We start from the raw sequence: 18,979 nt of genomic DNA, 5'->3' as shown, positions 1-18,979 counted from the left end.
GCCCGGTGTTATATCACAGCGCCCCATTTTTTCACCGAACCTGCGGAGAGCTGCCATGACTTCGAATACGCAACTGCCCTCCTGCTCCGTCCTGCTGCTGGCCGGCGGGCGCGGTCAACGCATGGGTGGCCAGGACAAGGGGCTGATTGAATGGCACGGGGAACCGCTGATCGCTCATTTGCAGCGCAAGGTTCGCCCGCTGACCGACGATCTGATCATTTCCTGCAACCGCAATCGCGAACGCTATGCGCCCTTCGCCGATCAATTGGTGACGGACGACGAAGAAGACTTTCCCGGACCATTGGCTGGCATCCGTGCCGGTTTGCGAGCCGCTCGCCATTCCCATCTGCTGGTATTGCCATGCGACGTACCGCGAATCGATCTTCCCCTCTTACAGAGCATGCGCGAGACCGCCAGCCTGCACCCTGAAAACCCGTTGATGCTGCGTCACGACGAGCACTGGGAACCACTGCTTTGCGTAATTCCGGTGGCGCTTCAGCCCGCATTCGAAGAGGCCTGGCACGAGGGAGAGCGCAGCCCTGGCCGACTCATGCGCAGCCTTGGAGCCCAGGCCCTGATTTGCCCGGACAACGACCCACGGCTGGCCAATCTCAATACCCCGGAACTGTTAAGCTCTCATAACACTGTGTCAGACTGACCGCATTCAAGGAACTCTCACGCCTTGCATACGTCTACAGCTCAGTAACCAAAAGAATTCCCTTCGGAGACAAACACATGACTCAACGGACTCTCGCCACTTTCATGCTCGCACTGGGCCTGGCCACCCTCGCCGGTTGCGCTTCGCCAACGGTGATCACCTTGAATGACGGTCGCGAAATCCAGGCCGTCGACTCGCCTAAATACGACAAGGATTCGGGCTTCTACGAATTCGAACAGCTGGACGGCAAGCAGACTCGCATCAACAAGGATCAGGTTCGCACCGTTAAAGAACTGTAAGCGACGCCAGATACAGAAAAGCCCGCATTTGCGGGCTTTTTCGTGGGCGTCAGAAAGATGGCTTGCACTATTTCTCACCAGTCCAGCGTGATCCGGCTTTCAAAATCACGCACCTGCCCCGTCACTGGATCAATGAACCGCAAACCCTGCGCCAGCAGCTTGAGCGGTTTGGTGTAATCGTCCTCGACGTCCTTCAACACCTCGGGATAGAACGGATCGTTGCAGATGCTCGCACCCAATGCCGTCATGTGCACCCGCAACTGGTGTTTCTTGCCGGTCACCGGATACAGGCCGTAACGCCAGAGGTCGCCGTTCCGTTCCCGCACTTCCACTGCCGTTTCGGTGTTGCTGACACCGGGACCTTCCTGCATGCGGAAAAAAGGCTCGCCATCGACCATACGGCTCTTGTGTACCAACGGAAAATCCAGCCCCGGCAATGCAGCAGCGATGGCTTCGTAGCGTTTTTCGATTTGCCGTGTAGGGAACAATGACTGATACGCCGAACGTGTTTGCGGATTGGCCGAAAAAATCACCAGCCCGGCGGTGTGCCGGTCGATTCGGTGCAGCGGCACCAGGTGCGGGTTGTCCAGACGACGAATCAACCGGCGCAGCAGCGTTTGTTCCACGTATTCCCCCGCTGGCGTCACCGGCAGGAAATGGGGTTTGTCTGCAACGACAAGATGTTCGTCCGCGTAGAGAATCGACTCGACCACCGGAATCGGCTTTTCATCCGGCACTTCGCGAAAGTAATGGATGCGCAGGCCTTCCTTGTACGGCAGGTCCAGCGCAATCGGCTGGCCTTCGCCATCCAGTACCCGGCCTCGGGCAATCCGGTCCAGCCACTGATCCCGTCCGATGGCACTGAAGTGATCACACAGACAATCGAACACCGTCCGCCAGTCGCCGGGAGGCAGATAAAGCGTGCTGGCCTGATTCTGTGCGGCGGAAAATGTAGATGTGCTGGACATACGGAGAACTCGAACCCTCAAAGCAGAGCGGCATTATCCAACACCGGACGCAGCAGACCTAGCGCAGAATCAGGCGGGAATCGATTTGAGGGCCGCGGCCTCGGTGAACTCCTTCAGCCAGCGCAGTACATCGACAGCCTCCCAGCGACCCGGGTCGTACAAGGCGTACAACAGTCCCTGATAACCCACCACATCCAGTTGTTTGTGATAGCCGGCGCGCTGGAACAACGCCTCGATCTCGGCAAAACAGGTATTGAAATGCAGCTTGTTGAAAGGCGTCTTGCCCTCCGTGACCAGACCGTCCAGACGCAATTCGCGGACGGCGTCGTGCACCACATCAACCGACATCCGGTTCACGCTGCTTTTCAACTGTTCGACATTGACCACGGTTCATCCCTCTGACGTCCTGGCTGCCCTGCTCATTGCCCAAAAAAAGAAGCATGGCGAGCCCACCCAATTACTGTATGAACATACAGTAACCGAATAAACCCGAGAGTGCCAAGGTTCGATAACCGTCTCGATGAATGGCCAGACAGCATCGAGGGAAAGGATTAACGCAGAAATGCCACAACCTGATCAGCGCTGAACGGCCAGCCCAGTTCCGCTCCGGTATCGGTCCGGCGCAGCACGGGGATCCGCAGGCTGTAGGCCTCGAACCAGGACTCGTCGTCGGCAATGTCCACCAGCTCCACCAGCAGGCCATGCTCGACGAACGGCATCAGCTCGGCTTCAGCGACTTCACACAGATGGCACCCCAGGGTGCCGAACAACTGGCATTCAGGAAGCATGCGCGTTCAATCCCAAATTTTGATTGGCCATTTTAGGCCTGACCTGTGAACCCGTCGACCCGTCAGAGACCTCAAGTTTTTGAGCGAGTTTATCCTCGCAAAACCCTGACTCAAATCAGCCCGCACAAATGCGTTTTACACCATGCTCCGGTGTTTTTTGCCTCTACGCTTGAAGAGCCTGACCCTGCCACCGGAGTGTTTTGTGTTTGCCAATCTGTTGATCATTCTTGCCTCGTCCCTGGTGATGATTGCCCTGTTTCGCCGCCTGCGCCTGCCACCGGTGCTGGGCTATCTGTGCGTCGGGCTGATGGTCGGGCCGAAAGCGTTCGACTGGATCAACGAGAGCGAGCATCTGCCGGATCTTGCCGAGTTGGGCGTGGTGTTTCTGCTGTTTTCCCTGGGGCTGGAATTCTCCCTGTCGAAAATGATTGCCCTGCGCCAGGTGGTTTTTCGTCTGGGCAGCCAACAGGTGCTGGTCAGCACAGCGCTGCTGGGAAGCGTGCTGATGCTGCTGGGCATGCCCCTTACCCCGGCGCTGCTGCTCGGCGCGGGGCTTTCACTTTCGTCGACGGCGATCGTCACCAAGGAACTGGGAAGTCTCGGTGAAATATTCAGCAGCCATGGGCAGAATGCGGTCGGGGTTTTGTTGTTTCAGGATGTGGTGGCCGTATTATTGCTGACGCTGGTACCCGTCTTCGCCGGCAGCAGCGATCAAGCCTGGTATTGGGCGTTGCCGCTGACACTGATCAAGACTGTCGTGCTGTTCATCGGCTTGCTGCTGGCCAGTCGCTGGCTGTTGCCGCGTCTGTTTCAGGAGGTGGCGGCATCGCGCTCGGCCGAGCTGTTCGTGCTGCTGGCGCTGGTGATCGTGTTGCTCACCGCTTGGCTGACTCACCTGCTTGGCCTCTCCCCTGCCCTCGGCGCGTTCCTGGCCGGCATGCTGCTGGGGGAAAGTCATTATCGGCATCAGATCGAGGCCGATATCCGGCCGTTCCGCGACATCCTGCTCGGCCTGTTCTTCGTCAGCATCGGCATGCTGATCGACCTGCAATTGTTTGCCAGCCACAGCGTCGTGATTATCGCCATGACCCTGGGCTTGCTGGTGATAAAGGGCTCAGTGGTGGCGCTGCTGGTGAAATGGCGTGGCAGCGACAATGAAACCGCCTGGCGCAGCGGCCTGGCCCTGGCTCAGGGCGGCGAGTTCTGTTTCGCCCTGATGGCGCAGATGCAGCAGAACCGGTTGATGCCCACCGATCTCGGCGCCCTGCTCCTCGCTGCGACGTTCTGCTCGATGCTGCTGACGCCGCTGATGTTGCGCGCAGCCCCCCGCATCGCCGCCACCCTGCACCGCAAACCCAATCAGGAAGCGCAGATCGAGGAAATCAGCGCCCTCAATGCCGGCCTCGATCAGCATGTGGTGATCTGCGGCTACGGGCGTGTCGGTCAGTCGATCGGACGTTTCATGCGCAACGCCGGGCAACCTTACATTGCCCTGGACAACGACCCCGTACGTATTCAGGAAGCAGCCACCGTCGAACGCGACGTGCATTACGGCGACTCTGCGCGTGGCGACCTGCTGACTGCGGTCGGTTTGCTGCGCGCAAGGCTGCTGGTGATTGCCGTGGATAAAAGCGATGTGGCGTTGCGGGTGCTCAAGGAGGCCCGGCGACTCAACCCGAAAGTGCCGATTCTGGTGCGCACCCGCGACGACAGCCAGTGGGCCGAACTGAAAGCCGCCGGCGCCAGCGAAGTGGTGCCGGAGCTGTTGGAATCAAGCCTGATGCTCGCGTCCCATGCCTTGATTCTGCTCGGTCTGCCGGCACACCAGGTGCAGGAAAAAGTCGATCGGGTGCGTATCGACCGCTATCGCCTGCTGCATGGCTTCTACCCGGGTGCCGAAGATGAAGAGACTTAGTCCTGGCTCACCGCGCCGATCTTGTGCAACGACAGGTCCGCACCGTAATACTCCTGTTCCTGACTCAGGCGCAGACCATGCAGGGCCTTGATCAAGCCGTAGACGGCAAATCCGCCGGCCAGGGCCACCCCAACGCCCAACACCGTACCGATCAACTGGCTGATCAGGCTGACACCACCCAGCCCGCCCAACGCGGTCGAGCCGAAGATCCCGCAGGCGATGCCGCCCCATACGCCACACAAGCCGTGCAGCGGCCAGACACCCAGCACGTCGTCGATCCGCCATTTGACCTGCGCCGCCGTGAAGCACCAGACAAACAGGGCGCCCGCAATCGCACCAGTCGCCAGCGCGCCCACCGGATGCATCAGGTCGGAGCCGGCACACACCGCCACCAGACCGGCCAAGGGACCGTTGTGCAGAAAGCCCGGGTCATTGCGCCCGACGATCAACGCCGCCACCGTACCGCCCACCATCGCCATCAACGAATTGACCGCCACAAGGCCACTGACGCCCTGCAGGGTTTGCGCACTCATCACGTTGAAGCCGAACCAGCCGACGATCAGGATCCACGAGCCCAGCGCCAGAAACGGAATGCTCGACGGTGCGAATGCCACCAGCCGGCCATCGCGGTAGCGGCCGTTGCGCGGGCCCAGCAACAGCACCGCTGCCAGCGCCAGCCAGCCGCCCATGGCGTGAACCACCACGGAGCCGGCGAAATCATGGAAGGAGGCGCCGAATTGCGCGGCCAGCCAGGCTTGCAGACCATAGTTGCCGTTCCAGATCATCCCCTCGAAAAACGGATAGATGAACGCCACGATCAGCGCCGTCGCGCACAGCTGCGGAACGAACCGCGCCCGCTCGGCAATGCCGCCGGAAATGATCGCCGGGATCGCCGCCGCAAAGGTCAGCAGGAAGAAAAACTTCACCAGCCCGTAACCATGATCGGCACTGAGCACCGCCGCCGGTTGCAGAAACGTCACCCCGTAGGAAATCCAATAGCCTATAAAGAAATAGGCCAGCGTCGACACCGCGAAGTCGCTGAGAATCTTCGACAGAGCGTTGACCTGATTCTTCTGGCGAACCGTTCCGACCTCCAGAAAGGCGAAACCGGCGTGCATGGCCAGCACCATGACCGCACCGATCAGAATGAACAACGTGTTGGAACTATGAACGAGCGTATCCACAGCGCTTTGCAGATTTTCCATGAAGAGGCAGACCCAAGGCTGAAAAAGGCACCAAAGCGGTTCATGCAGACATTTCATGCACCAAGTTGCGACCATACAGTCACAAGCCCGAGGGGGCGGCGAACCGCTTTGGCGCACGAGGTCGATGTCCTGAGCTGAACCCGTGTCATCCGGGCTATGATTTCCCGGCTTCGCGCCCGGCAACAGAGCACTGCTGCCGGAGGACGCACCACGACACAGCAAAAGATGTACCAGTCATTTGTACTGAACCTTCACGCAAGGCTCATACTCGAAAGTTTCAGAAGCCGCTTCAGACCGCCACTTACGGAGATTCCCAATGGCCAGCACCAAGGCAAAGACTGCTCAAGAAATCCTGATGAACGACTTCCAGACCCTGGTCAGCGATACCGAACGGTTGCTGGAACACACCGCCACGCTGGCCGGTGACCAGGCTGATGAATTGCGCGAACAGATCCACGAAAGTCTGCTGCGCGCGCGGGAAACCCTGAAGCTGACCGAAGACACTCTGCGCGAGCGCGGCCAGGCTGCGGTCACCGCCACCGAAGATTATGTGTCGGCCAACCCGTGGCAATCGGTGGGTATCGCGGCGGGCGTGGGCTTTCTGATCGGCCTGCTGGCCACGCGGCGCTGATCATGTCGATCGGTGAATCCGGCCCGACTGCGGGCACTGCCTCTTCCACGCGGCGCCTGGGTGCAGCCGTCCTCGGTCTTTTGCACAGTCACGTCGAGTTGTTCGGCATCGAGTTGCAGGAGCAGAAAGCACGCACCGTCAGCCTGTTGCTGTTCGCCGGCCTGGCGCTGGTGTTTGCACTGCTGTTGCTGGTCGGCCTGTCGACCCTCGTCCTGATCGTGTTCTGGGACACCTATCGGCTCGCCGCCATCATCGGCCTGTGCGTGTTCTACACCCTGGCCGCGATCTTCTGCGGGCTGCGCCTGAAGGCGGCAATCTTCGATGAATCCTCGCCCTTCCACGGCACCCTGGAAGAACTGGCCAACGACCGGGAGCGCCTGCTGCCATGAGCCTGCCTGAACTTCCGCGCAACAGCTCGCGCCAGGAAATGCGCAAGGCCCTGATCCGCCTGCGCATGGAAATGCATCGTCAGGAAATCCGCCACGAAACCGGCCAGGTGCTGCAGCCCTTGCAACGCATGCGCGGCATGACGCAAAACCTGCAGGAAGGTTTCGGCATCAAACATGCGCCGTTGTGGGGCGTGGCCGCCGTGACGCTGCTGGGGTTCCTGACCGGCAAAGGAGCGAAAAGCGGTGGCATCGGCGGCCTGAGCCGGTTGATCCGCCTCGGTACCAGCCTCGCGCCGCTGATCAAACTGGTCATGCAGAACTCGGGCAAACGCTGAGTTCCACATCTGGCTGCATTCTTGCACTGCTGGCGGGATTGAATCTCTTCATCCGGAGATTCAATCCCGCTCGCCTATCCGGCCGGCAGGATCCCACCAGAACAACAATGACCAAGGAGGCCCCGTGATCGACGGGCAACCGCTCGCCTGCTTTCAGCCTTTCATCGATACCGCTACCGGACGCATTGCAGGCGTCGAGGCTCTGGGTCGATTGCGCCAGGCGCAAGGGCAACTGACATCGGTCGGGCCGCTGTTCGCCGACCCACGAACGCCCGCTACCGCCTTGCGCCGCCTCGACCGGCAGATTCGTGACAATGCGCTGAGCCGATTTCACGAAGCGCCGCCGGACTGGTTTCTCAGCCTGAACATGTCACCGCGCTGGATCAGCCGTCTGCGCGCCGACCAGGCGCTACCCAGCCTGAAACAACTCGCCCGGCGTGGCGTCGACCCGCAGCGGATTGTCTTCGAGATCACCGAACTGGGCGGCAACAGTCAGCGTCTGTCCGAAGTCGTCGCACGCTATCGTGATGCCGGCGCACGGATCGCCATCGACGATTTCGGCGCCGGCTATTCACAGCTGGATCGCGTGCTGGCCTTGCAGCCGGACATCCTCAAGCTTGACATGCGCCTGTTTCAGGCCGCCGCGCTCGGCGGGCCCAGCAGCGATGTGGTCAAGGCACTGGCGCAGATGGCCGAAAGGACTGGTTGCTGGATTATCGCCGAAGGCGTGGAGACCGAAGCACAACTGAATTTTGCACTGGAATGCGGCTCACGCTATGTACAGGGTTTTCTGTTCGCCCGGGCGCAGGAGGCTTTCTTTGCGACGGATGCTTTCGTCCAGCGCTTCGCTGAACTTCGCCAGGCCTATGTGAAGCAGAAACTCGCCGAGCGCGGCAAGTTGATGTCCATGCGCCAACAGCTCGGCGAATTGATGTCGATTCTGCAGAGCTGGGCTCAAACCCGCGCGCCGCTCAGTGCCTTGCCGCAACTGGACGCCTTTCCGTGGTTGCTGCGGTTTTATCAGTGCGACCGTCAGGGCACGCAACTGACGCCGAACCTGGAATGGCGGCAAAGCGGCTGGGTCGCCGACAACCGCTACCTGGGCCATAACTGGTCGTGGCGCCCCTACTTCTACCATCTGCTGGCCGAAGGCTGGGAAGAACGCCGGTTGACGCTTTCCAACACCTACCGCGATGCCACCAGCAACCAGTACTGCCTGACCGCCGGGCAGTTCTTCGACAATGGCGAGCGCCTGCTGTTGATCGACATTGACGCCGCCGGGCTGTAGTTGCGCTTGCAGACACTCGCCCGAACCGGGAAGCTAGGGCACCAGTCACCCGACGGAGAGAATCAGCCTTGGATTGGCAAACCCTGCTCAACCGCGAACGTCTCGGCAAGCCGCTGCACAGCCCGCAGGAACTCGGCCGCAGCCCGTTCCACAAAGACCATGACCGCATCATTTTCTCTGGCGCCTTCCGCCGCCTGGGCCGCAAGACCCAGGTGCATCCCGTGTCGAGCAACGACCACATCCACACGCGCCTGACCCACTCGCTGGAAGTCAGTTGCGTCGGCCGGTCGCTGGGCATGCGAGTGGGCGAAACGCTGCGTCGCGCCCTGCCCGAGTGGTGCGAGCCAAGCGATCTGGGCATGGTCGTGCAGTCCGCCTGCCTGGCCCATGACATCGGCAATCCGCCCTTCGGCCATTCCGGCGAAGACGCCATCCGCCATTGGTTCCAGCAGGCCGCCGGACGCGGCTGGCTGGATGCGATGAGTGACGCCGAACGCGGTGACTTCCTGAACTTCGAGGGCAATGCCCAGGGTTTCCGGGTTCTCACGCAGCTGGAATATCACCAGTTCGACGGCGGCACCCGGTTGACCTACGCGACCCTCGGCACCTACCTCAAGTACCCGTGGACCGCGCGCCACGCCGACTCTCTGGGTTACAAGAAACACAAGTTCGGCTGCTATCAGAGCGAGTTGCCATTGCTGGAGCAGATCGCCCACAAACTCGGCCTGCCGCAACTCGAAGAACAGCGCTGGGCGCGTCATCCGCTGGTTTACCTGATGGAGGCTGCGGATGACATCTGCTACGCGCTGATCGATCTGGAAGATGGCCTGGAGATGGACCTGCTGGACTATCCCGAGGTCGAGTCGCTGCTGCTGGGTCTGGTCGGCGACGATCTGCCAGAAACCTACCGACAGCTGGGCCCTCAGGATTCGCGCCGGCGCAAACTGGCGATCCTTCGGGGCAAGGCCATCGAACACCTGACCAACGCCGCCGCCCGGGCCTTTGTCGAACAACAGGATGCGCTCTTGGCGGGAACGCTGCACGGGGACCTTGTGGAGCACATGCACGGCCCGGCCAAACGTTGTGTGCTGAATGCCAAGGACATTGCCCGCAAGAAAATCTTTCAGGACAAGCGCAAGACCCTGCATGAGATCGGCGCCTACACGACGCTGGAGATTCTGCTCAACGCGTTCTGCGGTGCGGCCCTCGAACAACACAACGGGCGTACACCGTCGTTCAAGAGCCGCAGAATCCTCGACTTGCTGGGCAACAATGCGCCGGACCCTCAAGGCCCGTTGCACGCATCGTTCCTGCGCATGATCGACTTCATCGCAGGCATGACCGACAGCTATGCCAGCGACATGGCCCTGGAAATGACAGGGCGCTCCAGCCATTGATACTTCGTCGCCCGCCCGGTCAGGCATTGACCGGGCGGGCGACTGGTGGATATTCCAATCCTTTCCTTATATCCCTGTTCGACGCTCGCGACGTATCGCCAACAAAAAACTGAAACTCATTGATGACTGACAAACATTAAACAAACAGGTTTTTCAGTCACGCCCGCCCCCTCCATCGAACAAGTTCAACTCGCGAAGCCAGCCGCTACCTACGTCAAAACTAGTTCACACGTAGTCCCATTCCTCTTTATTTGTAGGACTGATCCTAGATTGCCACCGAGGTCCTGTCGGCTCATGCGACCGCTCTTTCATCTGAGCTAAGGTGCGCCCTTTATTAGTGTTCGCATGGGACTTTGTTATGAACTCCGTTTTTATTGTCGACGATCACCCGGTTATTCGTCTTGCCGTTCGAATGCTATTGGAACATGAAGGTTACAAGGTCGTCGGTGAAACCGATAACGGGGTCGATGCCATGCAAATGGTTCGTGAATGCGCCCCCGACCTGATCATTCTCGACATCAGTATTCCAAAGCTGGACGGCCTGGAAGTCCTTGCCCGTTTCAACGCCATGAGTTCCCCGTTCAAGACGCTGGTCCTGACCGCACAGTGCCCGACGCTGTTCGGCATTCGCTGCATGCAGTCCGGCGCATCGGGTTATGTCTGCAAACAGGAAGACCTCAGCGAACTGGTCAGTGCCATCAAGGCGGTCCTTTCCGGATACAACTATTTCCCCAGCCAGGCCCTGAACCCTGTTCGCAATGACGATGTGCGCTACGCAGAACTGGAACTTTTCAAATCCGTCAACGACCGGGAATTGATGGTATTGCAACTATTCGCCCAAGGCCGAACAAACAAGGAAATTGCCAAAGGCATGTTCCTCAGCAACAAGACCGTCAGTACTTATAAAAAACGTCTGATGCAGAAACTCAAAGCCAGATCCCTTGTAGAACTTATTGAAATGGCCAAACGCAACGCACTCGTGTGAGAGACGACATGCCCAGTCGCTTGAAAAACTGCCTGATTGTATTGAGTGCATGCCTTGGGTTGAGTGCTCATGTAACAGCCGCCCCCGTCATCTCGCAAGACCTGGCCCTGCTCAGTCGTTCGACCGACAAGTTGCTGCCAGTCTCGCTTGAACATTCACAACGGGACTGGTTGCACAATCGCAATGAGTTGGTTCTGGGCACATCGGCTCCCGACTATCCACCCTTTGACATGACGGCCAGCGGCCGCGATTACGAAGGGTTCACGGCCGATTACGCCGGACTGATCGGTCAGGCAACCCGCCTGCCGGTCAGGGTCAAGCGCTTTGCCACACGAGACGCGGCGATCCGGGCATTGGTCGACGGCAGCATCGACATGCTTGGCACGTCCAACGGTCTGGAGGCGGAAAACGTCAACATCGTACTGTCCAGCCCTTACGCCATCGATCAACCGGTACTGGTCACCCGTACGGGTGAAACCCGGTCTCTGAGCGAAGGTCTGGCCGGATTGCGGCTGAGCATGCTGTATCACTATCTGCCGCTGGACGAAGTCAAGGCGCTGTATCCCAAAGCCCTCATCACCTCCTATCCGTCTTACCAGAATGCCATCAACGCCGTTGCCTTCGATCAGGCGGACGTATTTCTCGGCGACACCATTTCCACCCACTACATGATCAGCAAGGGGTATCTGAACAACATCCGCATGGCCAATTTCGGCAAGCACGAAGCCCACGGTTTCAGCTTTGCCGTGCGTCGCGACAATCCTCAACTGCTGGGTATCATCGATAACGTGCTCAAGGCTGTCCCCGGCAGCGAGCGGGAAACCATCGCCAAACGCTGGAGTGCCGGCAGCGATACCTTGCTGACCGACCAGAAACTGCAACTGACCCACCGCGAAGAACAGTGGCTGAAGAAACACCCGGTGGTGAGCGTGGTCGTCAACGAGGCCTTTGCCCCCCTGAGCTTCTTTGACACCGATGGTAACTTTCGCGGCATCAGCGCCGACCTGCTGGAACTCATTCGGTTGCGAACCGGCCTGCGCTTCGAAATCCGCCGCAGCCGCAGCGACGTCGAGATGATCAAGCAGATCGAGAACCATCAGGCCGACCTGATCGCCGCCCTGCTGCCGACCGCCCAACGCGAGGAAACCCTGAAGTTCAGCCGCCCCTACCTTGAAAACTCCTATGTCCTGCTGACCCGCAAGGCTGCCGACAGTCCGACCCACCTGGGTCAGCTCAAGCGCAAGCGCCTGGCCATCGCCCAGGGCAATCCGATGATCGAGTACCTGCGCAACGAGTTTCCACTCATCCAGTTGATCGAGACCCCGGACACTTTCAGTGCCGTGGCATTGCTCGACGAGGGTCTGGTCGAAGGCGCCGTGAACTCGCTGGTGATCGCCAACTACTTCATCGCTTCGCACATCTTCGAACACCCCTTGCAGATCACGACCACCATCGGCACCCGGCAAGCCGCCTTTTCCCTGGCAACCGCCAGAGACAACACCGAACTGGGCTCGATCATCGACAAGACCCTGATGAGCATATCGCCCGAAGAACTGGGCATCATCAATGGTCGATGGAGGGGCTATTCAAGCCTTTCGCAAGGCACCTGGCACCAATACCGGCGTCTGTTCTATCAGGTGATCGGGGCGGCCGGTCTGCTGTTGCTGCTGTCGATGCTCTGGAATGCCTATATGCGTCGCCAGATCAAACAGCGCCAGGCCGCCGAACGCGCCTTGAACGATCAACTGGAGTTCATGCGCTCGCTGGTCAACGGCACGCCTCATCCGATCTATGTGCGTGATCGACAAGGGTTGCTGCAAAGCTGCAACGACAGTTACCTCGAAGCCTTCAAGGCCAGACGCGAAGACGTCATCGGCAAGAATGTGATGGAAGGTGCTCTGAGCAACGCCTTCGAAGCCAGGGCCTTTCAGGCCGACTACCAGCGGGTCGTGAACGAGGGCAGACCGCTGGTGCTCGACCGGCCGTTGCATATCGGCAACCGGCGCATGACGATCTATCACTGGATCCTGCCATACCGCGACTCCAGCGGTGATGTTCAGGGAATCATCGGCGGCTGGATCGATATCAGTGAACGTCATGAGCTGCTCGACGAGCTTCGTGCCGCCAAGGAGCAGGCCGATGATGCCAACCGTGCCAAGAGTACTTTCCTGGCGACCATGAGCCACGAAATCCGTACGCCGATGAACGCGGTCATCGGCATGCTCGAACTGACACTCAAGCGCATGGACAAAGTGCATCCGGACCGATCCAGCATCGAAACCGCCTACAGCTCGGCCAAGGATCTGCTGGGTCTGATCGGTGACATTCTGGATATTGCCCGGATCGAATCCGGGCGCCTGAGCCTGAGCCCCGAACGGGTCAATCTCATCGATACCATCGCCTCGGTGGTCCGGATCTTCGACGGCCTGGCCCGGCAAAAACGGCTGGCACTGGTGGTGAACGTCTCCCCGCCCGAACTGAACATCGACGTACATCTGGATCCCTTGCGTTTCAAACAGGTGCTGTCGAACCTGATCAGCAATGCCATCAAATTCACCGAAAAAGGCCAGATCAGGATCTCGCTGGAACTGCTGGACAGCGATGTTCCCGCTTGCTCGAAGGTTCAACTGACGGTTCAGGACAGCGGCATCGGTATTACTGCCGAAGATCAGCAGCGGCTGTTCGAACCTTTCACCCAGGCCAGCCATGGCAGGAACCGGGCAATCAGCGGTACAGGACTGGGGCTGGTCATCAGCCGCAGCCTGTGCGAAATGATGGGAGGGCAACTGCAATTGAGCAGCCAGCCCGGAGTCGGCACACAAGTGAGGGTGTCGCTACCACTGGCGATCATGCCCGCTGAGGTGAAAAGCCGGAAACACGAACCACAGATCCAGACCGCCCTCACGCCCCTCAACGTTCTGGTGGTCGACGATCACCCGGCCAATCGCCTGCTGATGTGCCAGCAACTCGAGTTCCTGGGACACCGTTTCAGCATTGCCGAAGAAGGCCAGAGCGCACTGGAACAATGGAAAAACGGCGCATTCGATCTGGTCATCGCCGATTGCAACATGCCCGTCATGAACGGCTATGAACTGACCCGCGCGATCCGGCGCCACGAAGAACTTACGCAACGCCCGACCTGCACCGTGCTGGGGTTTACCGCCAATGCCCAACCGGAAGAGGTGCTTCGCTGCAAGCAGGCCGGCATGAACGAGTGCCTGTTCAAACCACTGAGCCTGAGTGCCTTGAGCCAATGGGTCGACAGTGTCCGGCCAATCCTCGATGCACCTGTGTTCCATACCTCTGCGTTCAACCTGCAGGGGCTTTATGCGCTGACCGGAGGGAACCCCGCTCAGACCAGGCGACTGTTGACCGAACTTCTGAAAAGCAGCCGGAATGACCGCCGGGATCTACAAGCCTTGTCCCCCGACCGGGATCACCTGGCGCTGGCCGAGATGGCGCACAAGATCAAAGGCGCTGCACGCATTGCCCAGGCATCACGCCTGATCAACAGTTGCGACGCACTCGAACAGGCTTGCCTGCAAGCTTTGCCGGTGGAGGAGATCGAACGCCGGTGCAAGGCGAGCAACTTCGCCATTCTCGAACTGGAGAAGGCGTTGGAGCAGCAACTGACGTTGACCGACCACAGCAGAATGACCGGGCCTTAACTATGCTTGGACGCTGAGCAGTGTGTTTATCAACTCGGAGAGTCCGCAATGCCCAGCCCACTGCGCCCGGATCAACGCCGGTTCCCCCTGCACGTGCACATCAGCGTCATGTTCACCTTTCTGTTGTTGCTCACCGGGGTCGTGCTGGGACTGTTCAACTACCGGCAGACCACACAGATCATTCTATCGAGCAGCGAAAAACTGTTCGAGCGCATCGAGCAGGATGTGCGCGTCGATCTGCAATCAACCTATGCGCCGATCCGGCACTTGCTGAGCCTGCTCGCGGACAACCCCGGGACTCAGGCCTCCGCCCTTGAACAACGCCTGACCCTGCTCAAACCGTTCAGCCAGTCACTGGCAGACAATCCTGATCTGGCCTCGTTGTATCTGGGTTACGACAACGGTGATTTCTTCATGGTGCGGCCGTTGCGCACCGCCTCACTGAAAACCTTGCTAAAGGCGCCGGATGCAGCGGCCTATCAGGTCTGGAGCATCGAGCATGACGCCAATGGCGGCGTCAGATCACAGTCGCTGTTCTTCGATCGGGCGTTGTCGGCGGTCGGTCGTCAGGACAATCCGGACGATGCCTACGACCCGCGCAGCCGGGGCTGGTACATCGGCGCACAAAAACAGAACGAGCAGATCACCACCGAACCCTACGTGTTCTTTTCCACCCACAATGTCGGCACCACCCTCGCCCGACGCAGCGGTGAGCATGCAGTGATCGCTGCCGACCTGACCCTCGACGCGCTGTCGGCGACCCTGACCAAACACGTGGTGACGCCAGCGACAGAAATCGTCCTCTTCGACGCCGAAGGCAACGCCGTAGCGTACCCCGACAGCAGCCGGCTGATCGTCGATGACCGTACCGCGCGTCTGGCCAAGGCAGCCGACCTGAGCCCGAGCCTGCATGCCCTGCTGTCTGCCGATCATCAGGGCAAACGCCTGAATGCTGACGGGCGCCGCTGGATCGTCGCCCGCAGCAGCCTGCAGGAAGGTGGTCCGAAAGGTTTGCAGATGGCCTTGCTGGTGCCGGAAGACGAGTTGCTGGTCGATGCCTATCGCATGCGCTGGCAAGGTGCATTGATCACCCTCGCCACCCTGCTGTTATGCCTGCCGCTGGGCTGGTTGATCTCGCGGATTCTGGTCAAGCCGCTGCATGCACTGGTCAAGGAAGCCGACGCCATCCGCAGCTTCGATTTCAACTTTCCCCTGACCCGTCGCTCGCCGGTGCTGGAGGTCGATCAGTTGAGCCTGTCGATGGCGCGTATGAAGGACACTCTGGCCAGCTTCTTTCGCATCACCGACAGTCTGACCGCCGAAACCCGCTTCGCCCCGCTGCTGCAACGGGTGTTGTTCGAAACGGTGCAGATTGCCCAGGCTCAGGCGGGGCTGATCTACCTGCGGGAAAGTGATGGCAACCGCATGGAACCTTACGGGCTGGTAGTCGACGGCACTTCCCGGCCGCTGGCAGCGTTCGATATTCAAGGCCACGACCTTGATACCGCACAGGGTCCGGCCTGGTTCGAGCAACTGGCGCAGGCCGACAACGTGGTCAGCAACCTCGGTTTCGAAGAGGCCGCGGACCTGCAAAAGGTCCTGCTGGCCATGGACACGCCGCGCGTCCACCTGATCGGGATCCGCCTGCACAACCAACACAACGAAACAATCGGCCTGCTGGTGTTGCTGATCAATGACAGCGGCACCCCGGCCGACCTTGAAAAGCTGCGACCCGACCGCATCGCGTTCCTGCAAGCGGTGTCCGGCGCGGCGGCGGTGAGCATCGAAAGCCAGCGCCTGCAAGCCCGGCAGAAACAGCTGCTCGACGCGTTCATTCAACTGCTCGCAGGCGCCATCGATGCCAAGAGCCCTTACACCGGCGGGCATTGCCAACGTGTGCCGGAACTGACCCTGATGCTCGCTCACGCAGCGGCGGCGAGCGAAGCCCCGGCCTTCAGCGACTACCAGCCCAGTGAGGATGAATGGGAAGCCTTGCACATCGCTGCGTGGCTGCACGACTGCGGCAAGGTCACGACGCCGGAATACGTCGTCGACAAAGCCACCAAACTGGAAACCCTGAACGATCGCATTCACGAAATCCGTACCCGCTTCGAAGTGCTCAAGCGCGATGCCTGGATCAGCTACTGGCAAGCTCTGGCATCGGGTGGGGACGAACGACAACTGGCCAGCCTGCGCGACACGACGCTGGCGTCTCTGGATGATGATTTCAGTTTCGTCGCCCGCTGCAACCTGGGTAGTGAGGCCATGGCCGACACCGACCTTCAGCGTCTTGAAGGCATTGCGCAGCGCACCTGGACACGCACGCTGGATGATCGGCTGGGCGTGTCCTGGGAAGAAAACCGACGCCAGGCACGAACGCCGGCGCCGACCCTGCCCGTCAGGGAAAAGTTACTGTCCGACAAGCCCGAACACCTGCTCGAACGCGCCGACAGCGAGCTGATTCCGGAGGACAACCCATGGGGGTTCAAACTCGATGTCCCGCGCTACAAGTACAACCGCGGCGAGCTGTACAACCTGAGTATTCCTCGCGGCACGCTGACCCGAGAAGAGCGCTACATCATCAATCACCACATGGTGCAGACGATCCTGATGCTCAGCCATCTGCCCTTCCCCGGGCATCTGAACAACGTGGCGGAAATCGCCGGCGGCCATCACGAAAAAATGGACGGCACCGGTTACCCGAAACGCTTGAAACGCGAGGAAATGAGTCTGCCGGCACGAATGATGGCGATTGCCGACATCTTTGAAGCGTTGACCGCCGCCGACCGCCCGTACAAAAAGGCCAAGACCCTCAGCGAGGCGCTGGGAATCATGGCCACCATGTGTCGCGAGGCACATATCGATGCCGAGCTGTTCGGCCTGTTCATCCGCGAAGGCCTTTACCTGCAATACGCCAGTCGGTTCCTCGAACCGCAACAGATCGATGCGGTCGATCCCGCCAGCGTGCTGCGCAAGGCGGGCCTGGCAGCGTGATCAGCAGTCGGTCAGGCGCAGGAAAATCGCTGCCAGTCGTTCGATACCAACCTGGTCGTCTGCGCCGAAACGCGAAAGCTTCGGGCTGTCGAGGTCGAGCACACCGATCAGGCGACCGTCCTTGACCAACGGCACCACCAGTTCGCTGTTCGACGCGCTGTCACAGGCGATGTGGCCGGGGAACGCGTGAACGTCTTCGACGCGTTGTGTCTGCAGACTGGCCGCCGCCGCGCCACACACACCGCGACCGAACGGAATGCGCACGCAGGCGATCTGGCCCTGGAAAGGGCCGAGCACCAGCTCTTCATTTCGATTGAGGTAAAAACCGGCCCAGTTCAGGTCATCGAGCTGGTTGAACAGGAACGCCGAAAACTGTGCGGCGTTGGCGATGAAATCGCGCTCGTCCGCCAGCAGCGACTCCAGTTGTGCAGCCAACATGCCATAGCCTTCGAGGCCCTGGCCGCTCTGTTGCAAATCAATCATGCCTTGTGCTCCAGCAATTTCAGTCCCACCCAGTAACGGGCGAATTGGTACGCGCAACGTCCGTTGCGGTTGCCACGGCCGGTCGCCCAGCGCACGGCGAGAATGTCCAGTTGTTCGTCGCGCTGCCAGCTCAGTCCGGCCTTGGCGGCCAGTTGCCCGATCCAGTGTTCGACGACATTGAGGAAATGTTCCTGTGTAAACGGATAGAACGACAGCCAAAGGCCGAAGCGATCCGACAGGGCGATCTTGTCTTCCACCGCTTCGCTTGGATGCAGCTCGCCGTCGACGCGCTTCCAGTTTTCGTTGTCGCTTTCCTTTTCCGGCACCAGATGGCGACGGTTGGAGGTGGCGTACAGCAACACGTTGTCCGGTGCCTGCTCCAGCGAGCCGTCCAGCACGCTCTTCAACACGCGGTAATCGCCTTCGCCGGATTCGAACGACAGGTCATCGCAGAACAGCACGAAACGCTGCGACAGCTTGGCGATCTGCTCCACCACCCGTGGCAGGTCGGCCAGGTGATCGCGCTCGATCTCGATCAGGCGCAGGCCGGCCTTGGCGTGCTCGGCCAGCAACGCCCGCACCAGCGAGGATTTACCGGTACCGCGTGAACCCCAGAGCAGCGCATGGTTGGCCGGCATGCCGTCGAGGAACTGTTGGGTATTTCGGCCCAGTTGCTCCAGTTGCCGATCGACACCGATCAGGTCCGACAGACGCATGTCGAGGCTGACTTCCAGCGGCAGCAGATAGCCGCTGCGACCATCGCGCTGCCAGCGTGCAGCCAGGCAAGTGCCCCAGTCGATGACCGGGCGTGGCGCCGGCAGCAGCGGTTCGATCCGCGCCAGAACCGACTCGGCGCGCTCAAGAAAAGCATTCAATCGGGAATCCACGTCTTCTCCTCGGGCTGGTTCACAGTAATGATGGCGATACAGCGACGACCGATAGCGTTCGACACCCGGCCCGGCCCTTGTTACAAGGC

The 18,979-nt window shown here is 60.1% G+C and carries 17 protein-coding genes; 11 read left to right on the top strand and 6 right to left on the bottom strand.

The window, feature by feature from the left end; translation table 11 throughout:
• The first annotated feature begins 55 nt into the window (after positions 1-55).
• Both mobA and M5B44_RS19540 read left to right on the top strand, forming a co-directional pair.
• Entirely contained in the window at positions 56-658 is a 603-nt protein-coding gene (gene mobA / locus M5B44_RS19545; protein WP_248740214.1) for a molybdenum cofactor guanylyltransferase MobA, read from the top strand.
• 77 nt (positions 659-735) lie between these two features.
• Positions 736-957: a YgdI/YgdR family lipoprotein gene (locus M5B44_RS19540; RefSeq protein ID WP_085710733.1), complete on the top strand. Its 222-nt coding sequence runs from the start codon at positions 736-738 to the stop codon at positions 955-957.
• A gap of 74 nt (positions 958-1,031) precedes the next feature.
• On the opposite strand, the gene M5B44_RS19535 is transcribed toward M5B44_RS19540, so the two are convergent.
• The 3 genes from M5B44_RS19535 to M5B44_RS19525 form a co-directional block, all read right to left on the bottom strand.
• Positions 1,032-1,925 (bottom strand): pseudouridine synthase, encoded by an 894-nt coding sequence (locus M5B44_RS19535; RefSeq protein WP_248740213.1) that lies wholly within the window; start codon positions 1,923-1,925, stop codon positions 1,032-1,034.
• Positions 1,926-1,994: 69 nt separating this feature from the next.
• Positions 1,995-2,312, bottom strand: coding sequence for a transcriptional regulator (locus tag M5B44_RS19530; RefSeq protein WP_085710735.1), 318 nt, complete (start codon positions 2,310-2,312; stop codon positions 1,995-1,997).
• Positions 2,313-2,476: 164 nt separating this feature from the next.
• Positions 2,477-2,713: a glutaredoxin family protein gene (locus tag M5B44_RS19525; protein WP_114884529.1), complete on the bottom strand. Its 237-nt coding sequence runs from the start codon at positions 2,711-2,713 to the stop codon at positions 2,477-2,479.
• Between the two features lie 202 nt (positions 2,714-2,915).
• Here M5B44_RS19525 and M5B44_RS19520 point away from each other — a divergent pair, with 202 nt between their 5' ends.
• Positions 2,916-4,628: a cation:proton antiporter gene (locus tag M5B44_RS19520; RefSeq protein ID WP_248740212.1), complete on the top strand. Its 1,713-nt coding sequence runs from the start codon at positions 2,916-2,918 to the stop codon at positions 4,626-4,628.
• Here the strand turns inward: M5B44_RS19520 and M5B44_RS19515 are convergent.
• Positions 4,625-5,833, bottom strand: a complete 1,209-nt coding sequence (locus tag M5B44_RS19515; RefSeq protein ID WP_248740211.1) for an ammonium transporter — start codon at positions 5,831-5,833, stop codon at positions 4,625-4,627. The genes M5B44_RS19520 and M5B44_RS19515 overlap by 4 nt on opposite strands.
• 316 nt (positions 5,834-6,149) lie before the next feature.
• On the opposite strand from M5B44_RS19515, the gene M5B44_RS19510 reads away from it, so the two are divergent.
• The 8 genes from M5B44_RS19510 to M5B44_RS19475 all read left to right on the top strand — a co-directional run bounded on the left by M5B44_RS19510 (position 6,150) and on the right by M5B44_RS19475 (position 17,520).
• Positions 6,150-6,464 carry a DUF883 family protein gene (locus M5B44_RS19510; protein ID WP_085710739.1) on the top strand — a complete coding sequence of 105 codons (315 nt, stop codon included), beginning with the start codon at positions 6,150-6,152 and terminating at the stop codon, positions 6,462-6,464.
• Between the two features lie 2 nt (positions 6,465-6,466).
• The gene (locus M5B44_RS19505) at positions 6,467-6,853 is read left to right on the top strand and encodes a phage holin family protein (protein WP_065257074.1); all 387 of its coding nucleotides are present in this window, start codon (positions 6,467-6,469) and stop codon (positions 6,851-6,853) included.
• Complete coding sequence (locus M5B44_RS19500) at positions 6,850-7,188, top strand: hypothetical protein (RefSeq protein WP_248740210.1); 339 nt, start codon at positions 6,850-6,852, stop codon at positions 7,186-7,188. The genes M5B44_RS19505 and M5B44_RS19500 overlap by 4 nt, the downstream gene beginning before the upstream one ends.
• Before the next feature lie 124 nt (positions 7,189-7,312).
• Positions 7,313-8,476: an EAL domain-containing protein gene (locus M5B44_RS19495; protein ID WP_248740209.1), complete on the top strand. Its 1,164-nt coding sequence runs from the start codon at positions 7,313-7,315 to the stop codon at positions 8,474-8,476.
• Between the two features lie 68 nt (positions 8,477-8,544).
• Positions 8,545-9,873: a deoxyguanosinetriphosphate triphosphohydrolase gene (locus M5B44_RS19490; RefSeq protein ID WP_248740208.1), complete on the top strand. Its 1,329-nt coding sequence runs from the start codon at positions 8,545-8,547 to the stop codon at positions 9,871-9,873.
• A 358-nt stretch (positions 9,874-10,231) separates the two neighbouring features.
• Entirely contained in the window at positions 10,232-10,858 is a 627-nt protein-coding gene (locus M5B44_RS19485; protein ID WP_119429618.1) for a response regulator transcription factor, read from the top strand.
• A gap of 8 nt (positions 10,859-10,866) precedes the next feature.
• Positions 10,867-14,526, top strand: coding sequence for a transporter substrate-binding domain-containing protein (locus tag M5B44_RS19480; RefSeq protein WP_248740207.1), 3,660 nt, complete (start codon positions 10,867-10,869; stop codon positions 14,524-14,526).
• 48 nt (positions 14,527-14,574) lie between these two features.
• The gene (locus M5B44_RS19475; protein ID WP_248740206.1) at positions 14,575-17,520 is read left to right on the top strand and encodes an HD domain-containing phosphohydrolase; all 2,946 of its coding nucleotides are present in this window, start codon (positions 14,575-14,577) and stop codon (positions 17,518-17,520) included.
• On the opposite strand, the gene M5B44_RS19470 is transcribed toward M5B44_RS19475, so the two are convergent.
• The gene (locus M5B44_RS19470; RefSeq protein WP_248740205.1) at positions 17,521-18,003 is read right to left on the bottom strand and encodes a GAF domain-containing protein; all 483 of its coding nucleotides are present in this window, start codon (positions 18,001-18,003) and stop codon (positions 17,521-17,523) included.
• Positions 18,000-18,890: an ATP-binding protein gene (locus M5B44_RS19465; RefSeq protein ID WP_248740204.1), complete on the bottom strand. Its 891-nt coding sequence runs from the start codon at positions 18,888-18,890 to the stop codon at positions 18,000-18,002. The genes M5B44_RS19470 and M5B44_RS19465 overlap by 4 nt, the downstream gene beginning before the upstream one ends.
• Between the last annotated feature and the right edge of the window lie 89 nt (positions 18,891-18,979).

Source organism: Pseudomonas sp. MWU12-2029, from assembly GCF_023242425.1.
GTDB lineage: Bacteria > Pseudomonadota > Gammaproteobacteria > Pseudomonadales > Pseudomonadaceae > Aquipseudomonas > Aquipseudomonas kribbensis.
Note: the sequence above shows the minus strand (reverse complement) of the source record. Positions and strands in the feature narration are given on the sequence as shown.

Excerpts from the sequence above, each read along its gene's own strand:
- mobA (WP_248740214.1), top strand. The coding sequence starts at position 56 with ATGACTTCGAATACGCAACTGCCCTCCTGCTCCGTCCTGCTGCTGGCC.
- M5B44_RS19540 (WP_085710733.1), top strand. The coding sequence starts at position 736 with ATGACTCAACGGACTCTCGCCACTTTCATGCTCGCACTGGGCCTGGCC.
- M5B44_RS19535 (WP_248740213.1), bottom strand. The coding sequence starts at position 1,925 with ATGTCCAGCACATCTACATTTTCCGCCGCACAGAATCAGGCCAGCACG.
- M5B44_RS19525 (WP_114884529.1), bottom strand. The coding sequence starts at position 2,713 with ATGCTTCCTGAATGCCAGTTGTTCGGCACCCTGGGGTGCCATCTGTGT.
- M5B44_RS19515 (WP_248740211.1), bottom strand. The coding sequence starts at position 5,833 with ATGGAAAATCTGCAAAGCGCTGTGGATACGCTCGTTCATAGTTCCAAC.
- M5B44_RS19510 (WP_085710739.1), top strand. The coding sequence starts at position 6,150 with ATGGCCAGCACCAAGGCAAAGACTGCTCAAGAAATCCTGATGAACGAC.
- M5B44_RS19505 (WP_065257074.1), top strand. The coding sequence starts at position 6,467 with ATGTCGATCGGTGAATCCGGCCCGACTGCGGGCACTGCCTCTTCCACG.
- M5B44_RS19500 (WP_248740210.1), top strand. The coding sequence starts at position 6,850 with ATGAGCCTGCCTGAACTTCCGCGCAACAGCTCGCGCCAGGAAATGCGC.
- M5B44_RS19485 (WP_119429618.1), top strand. The coding sequence starts at position 10,232 with ATGAACTCCGTTTTTATTGTCGACGATCACCCGGTTATTCGTCTTGCC.
- M5B44_RS19480 (WP_248740207.1), top strand. The coding sequence starts at position 10,867 with ATGCCCAGTCGCTTGAAAAACTGCCTGATTGTATTGAGTGCATGCCTT.
- M5B44_RS19475 (WP_248740206.1), top strand. The coding sequence starts at position 14,575 with ATGCCCAGCCCACTGCGCCCGGATCAACGCCGGTTCCCCCTGCACGTG.
- M5B44_RS19470 (WP_248740205.1), bottom strand. The coding sequence starts at position 18,003 with ATGATTGATTTGCAACAGAGCGGCCAGGGCCTCGAAGGCTATGGCATG.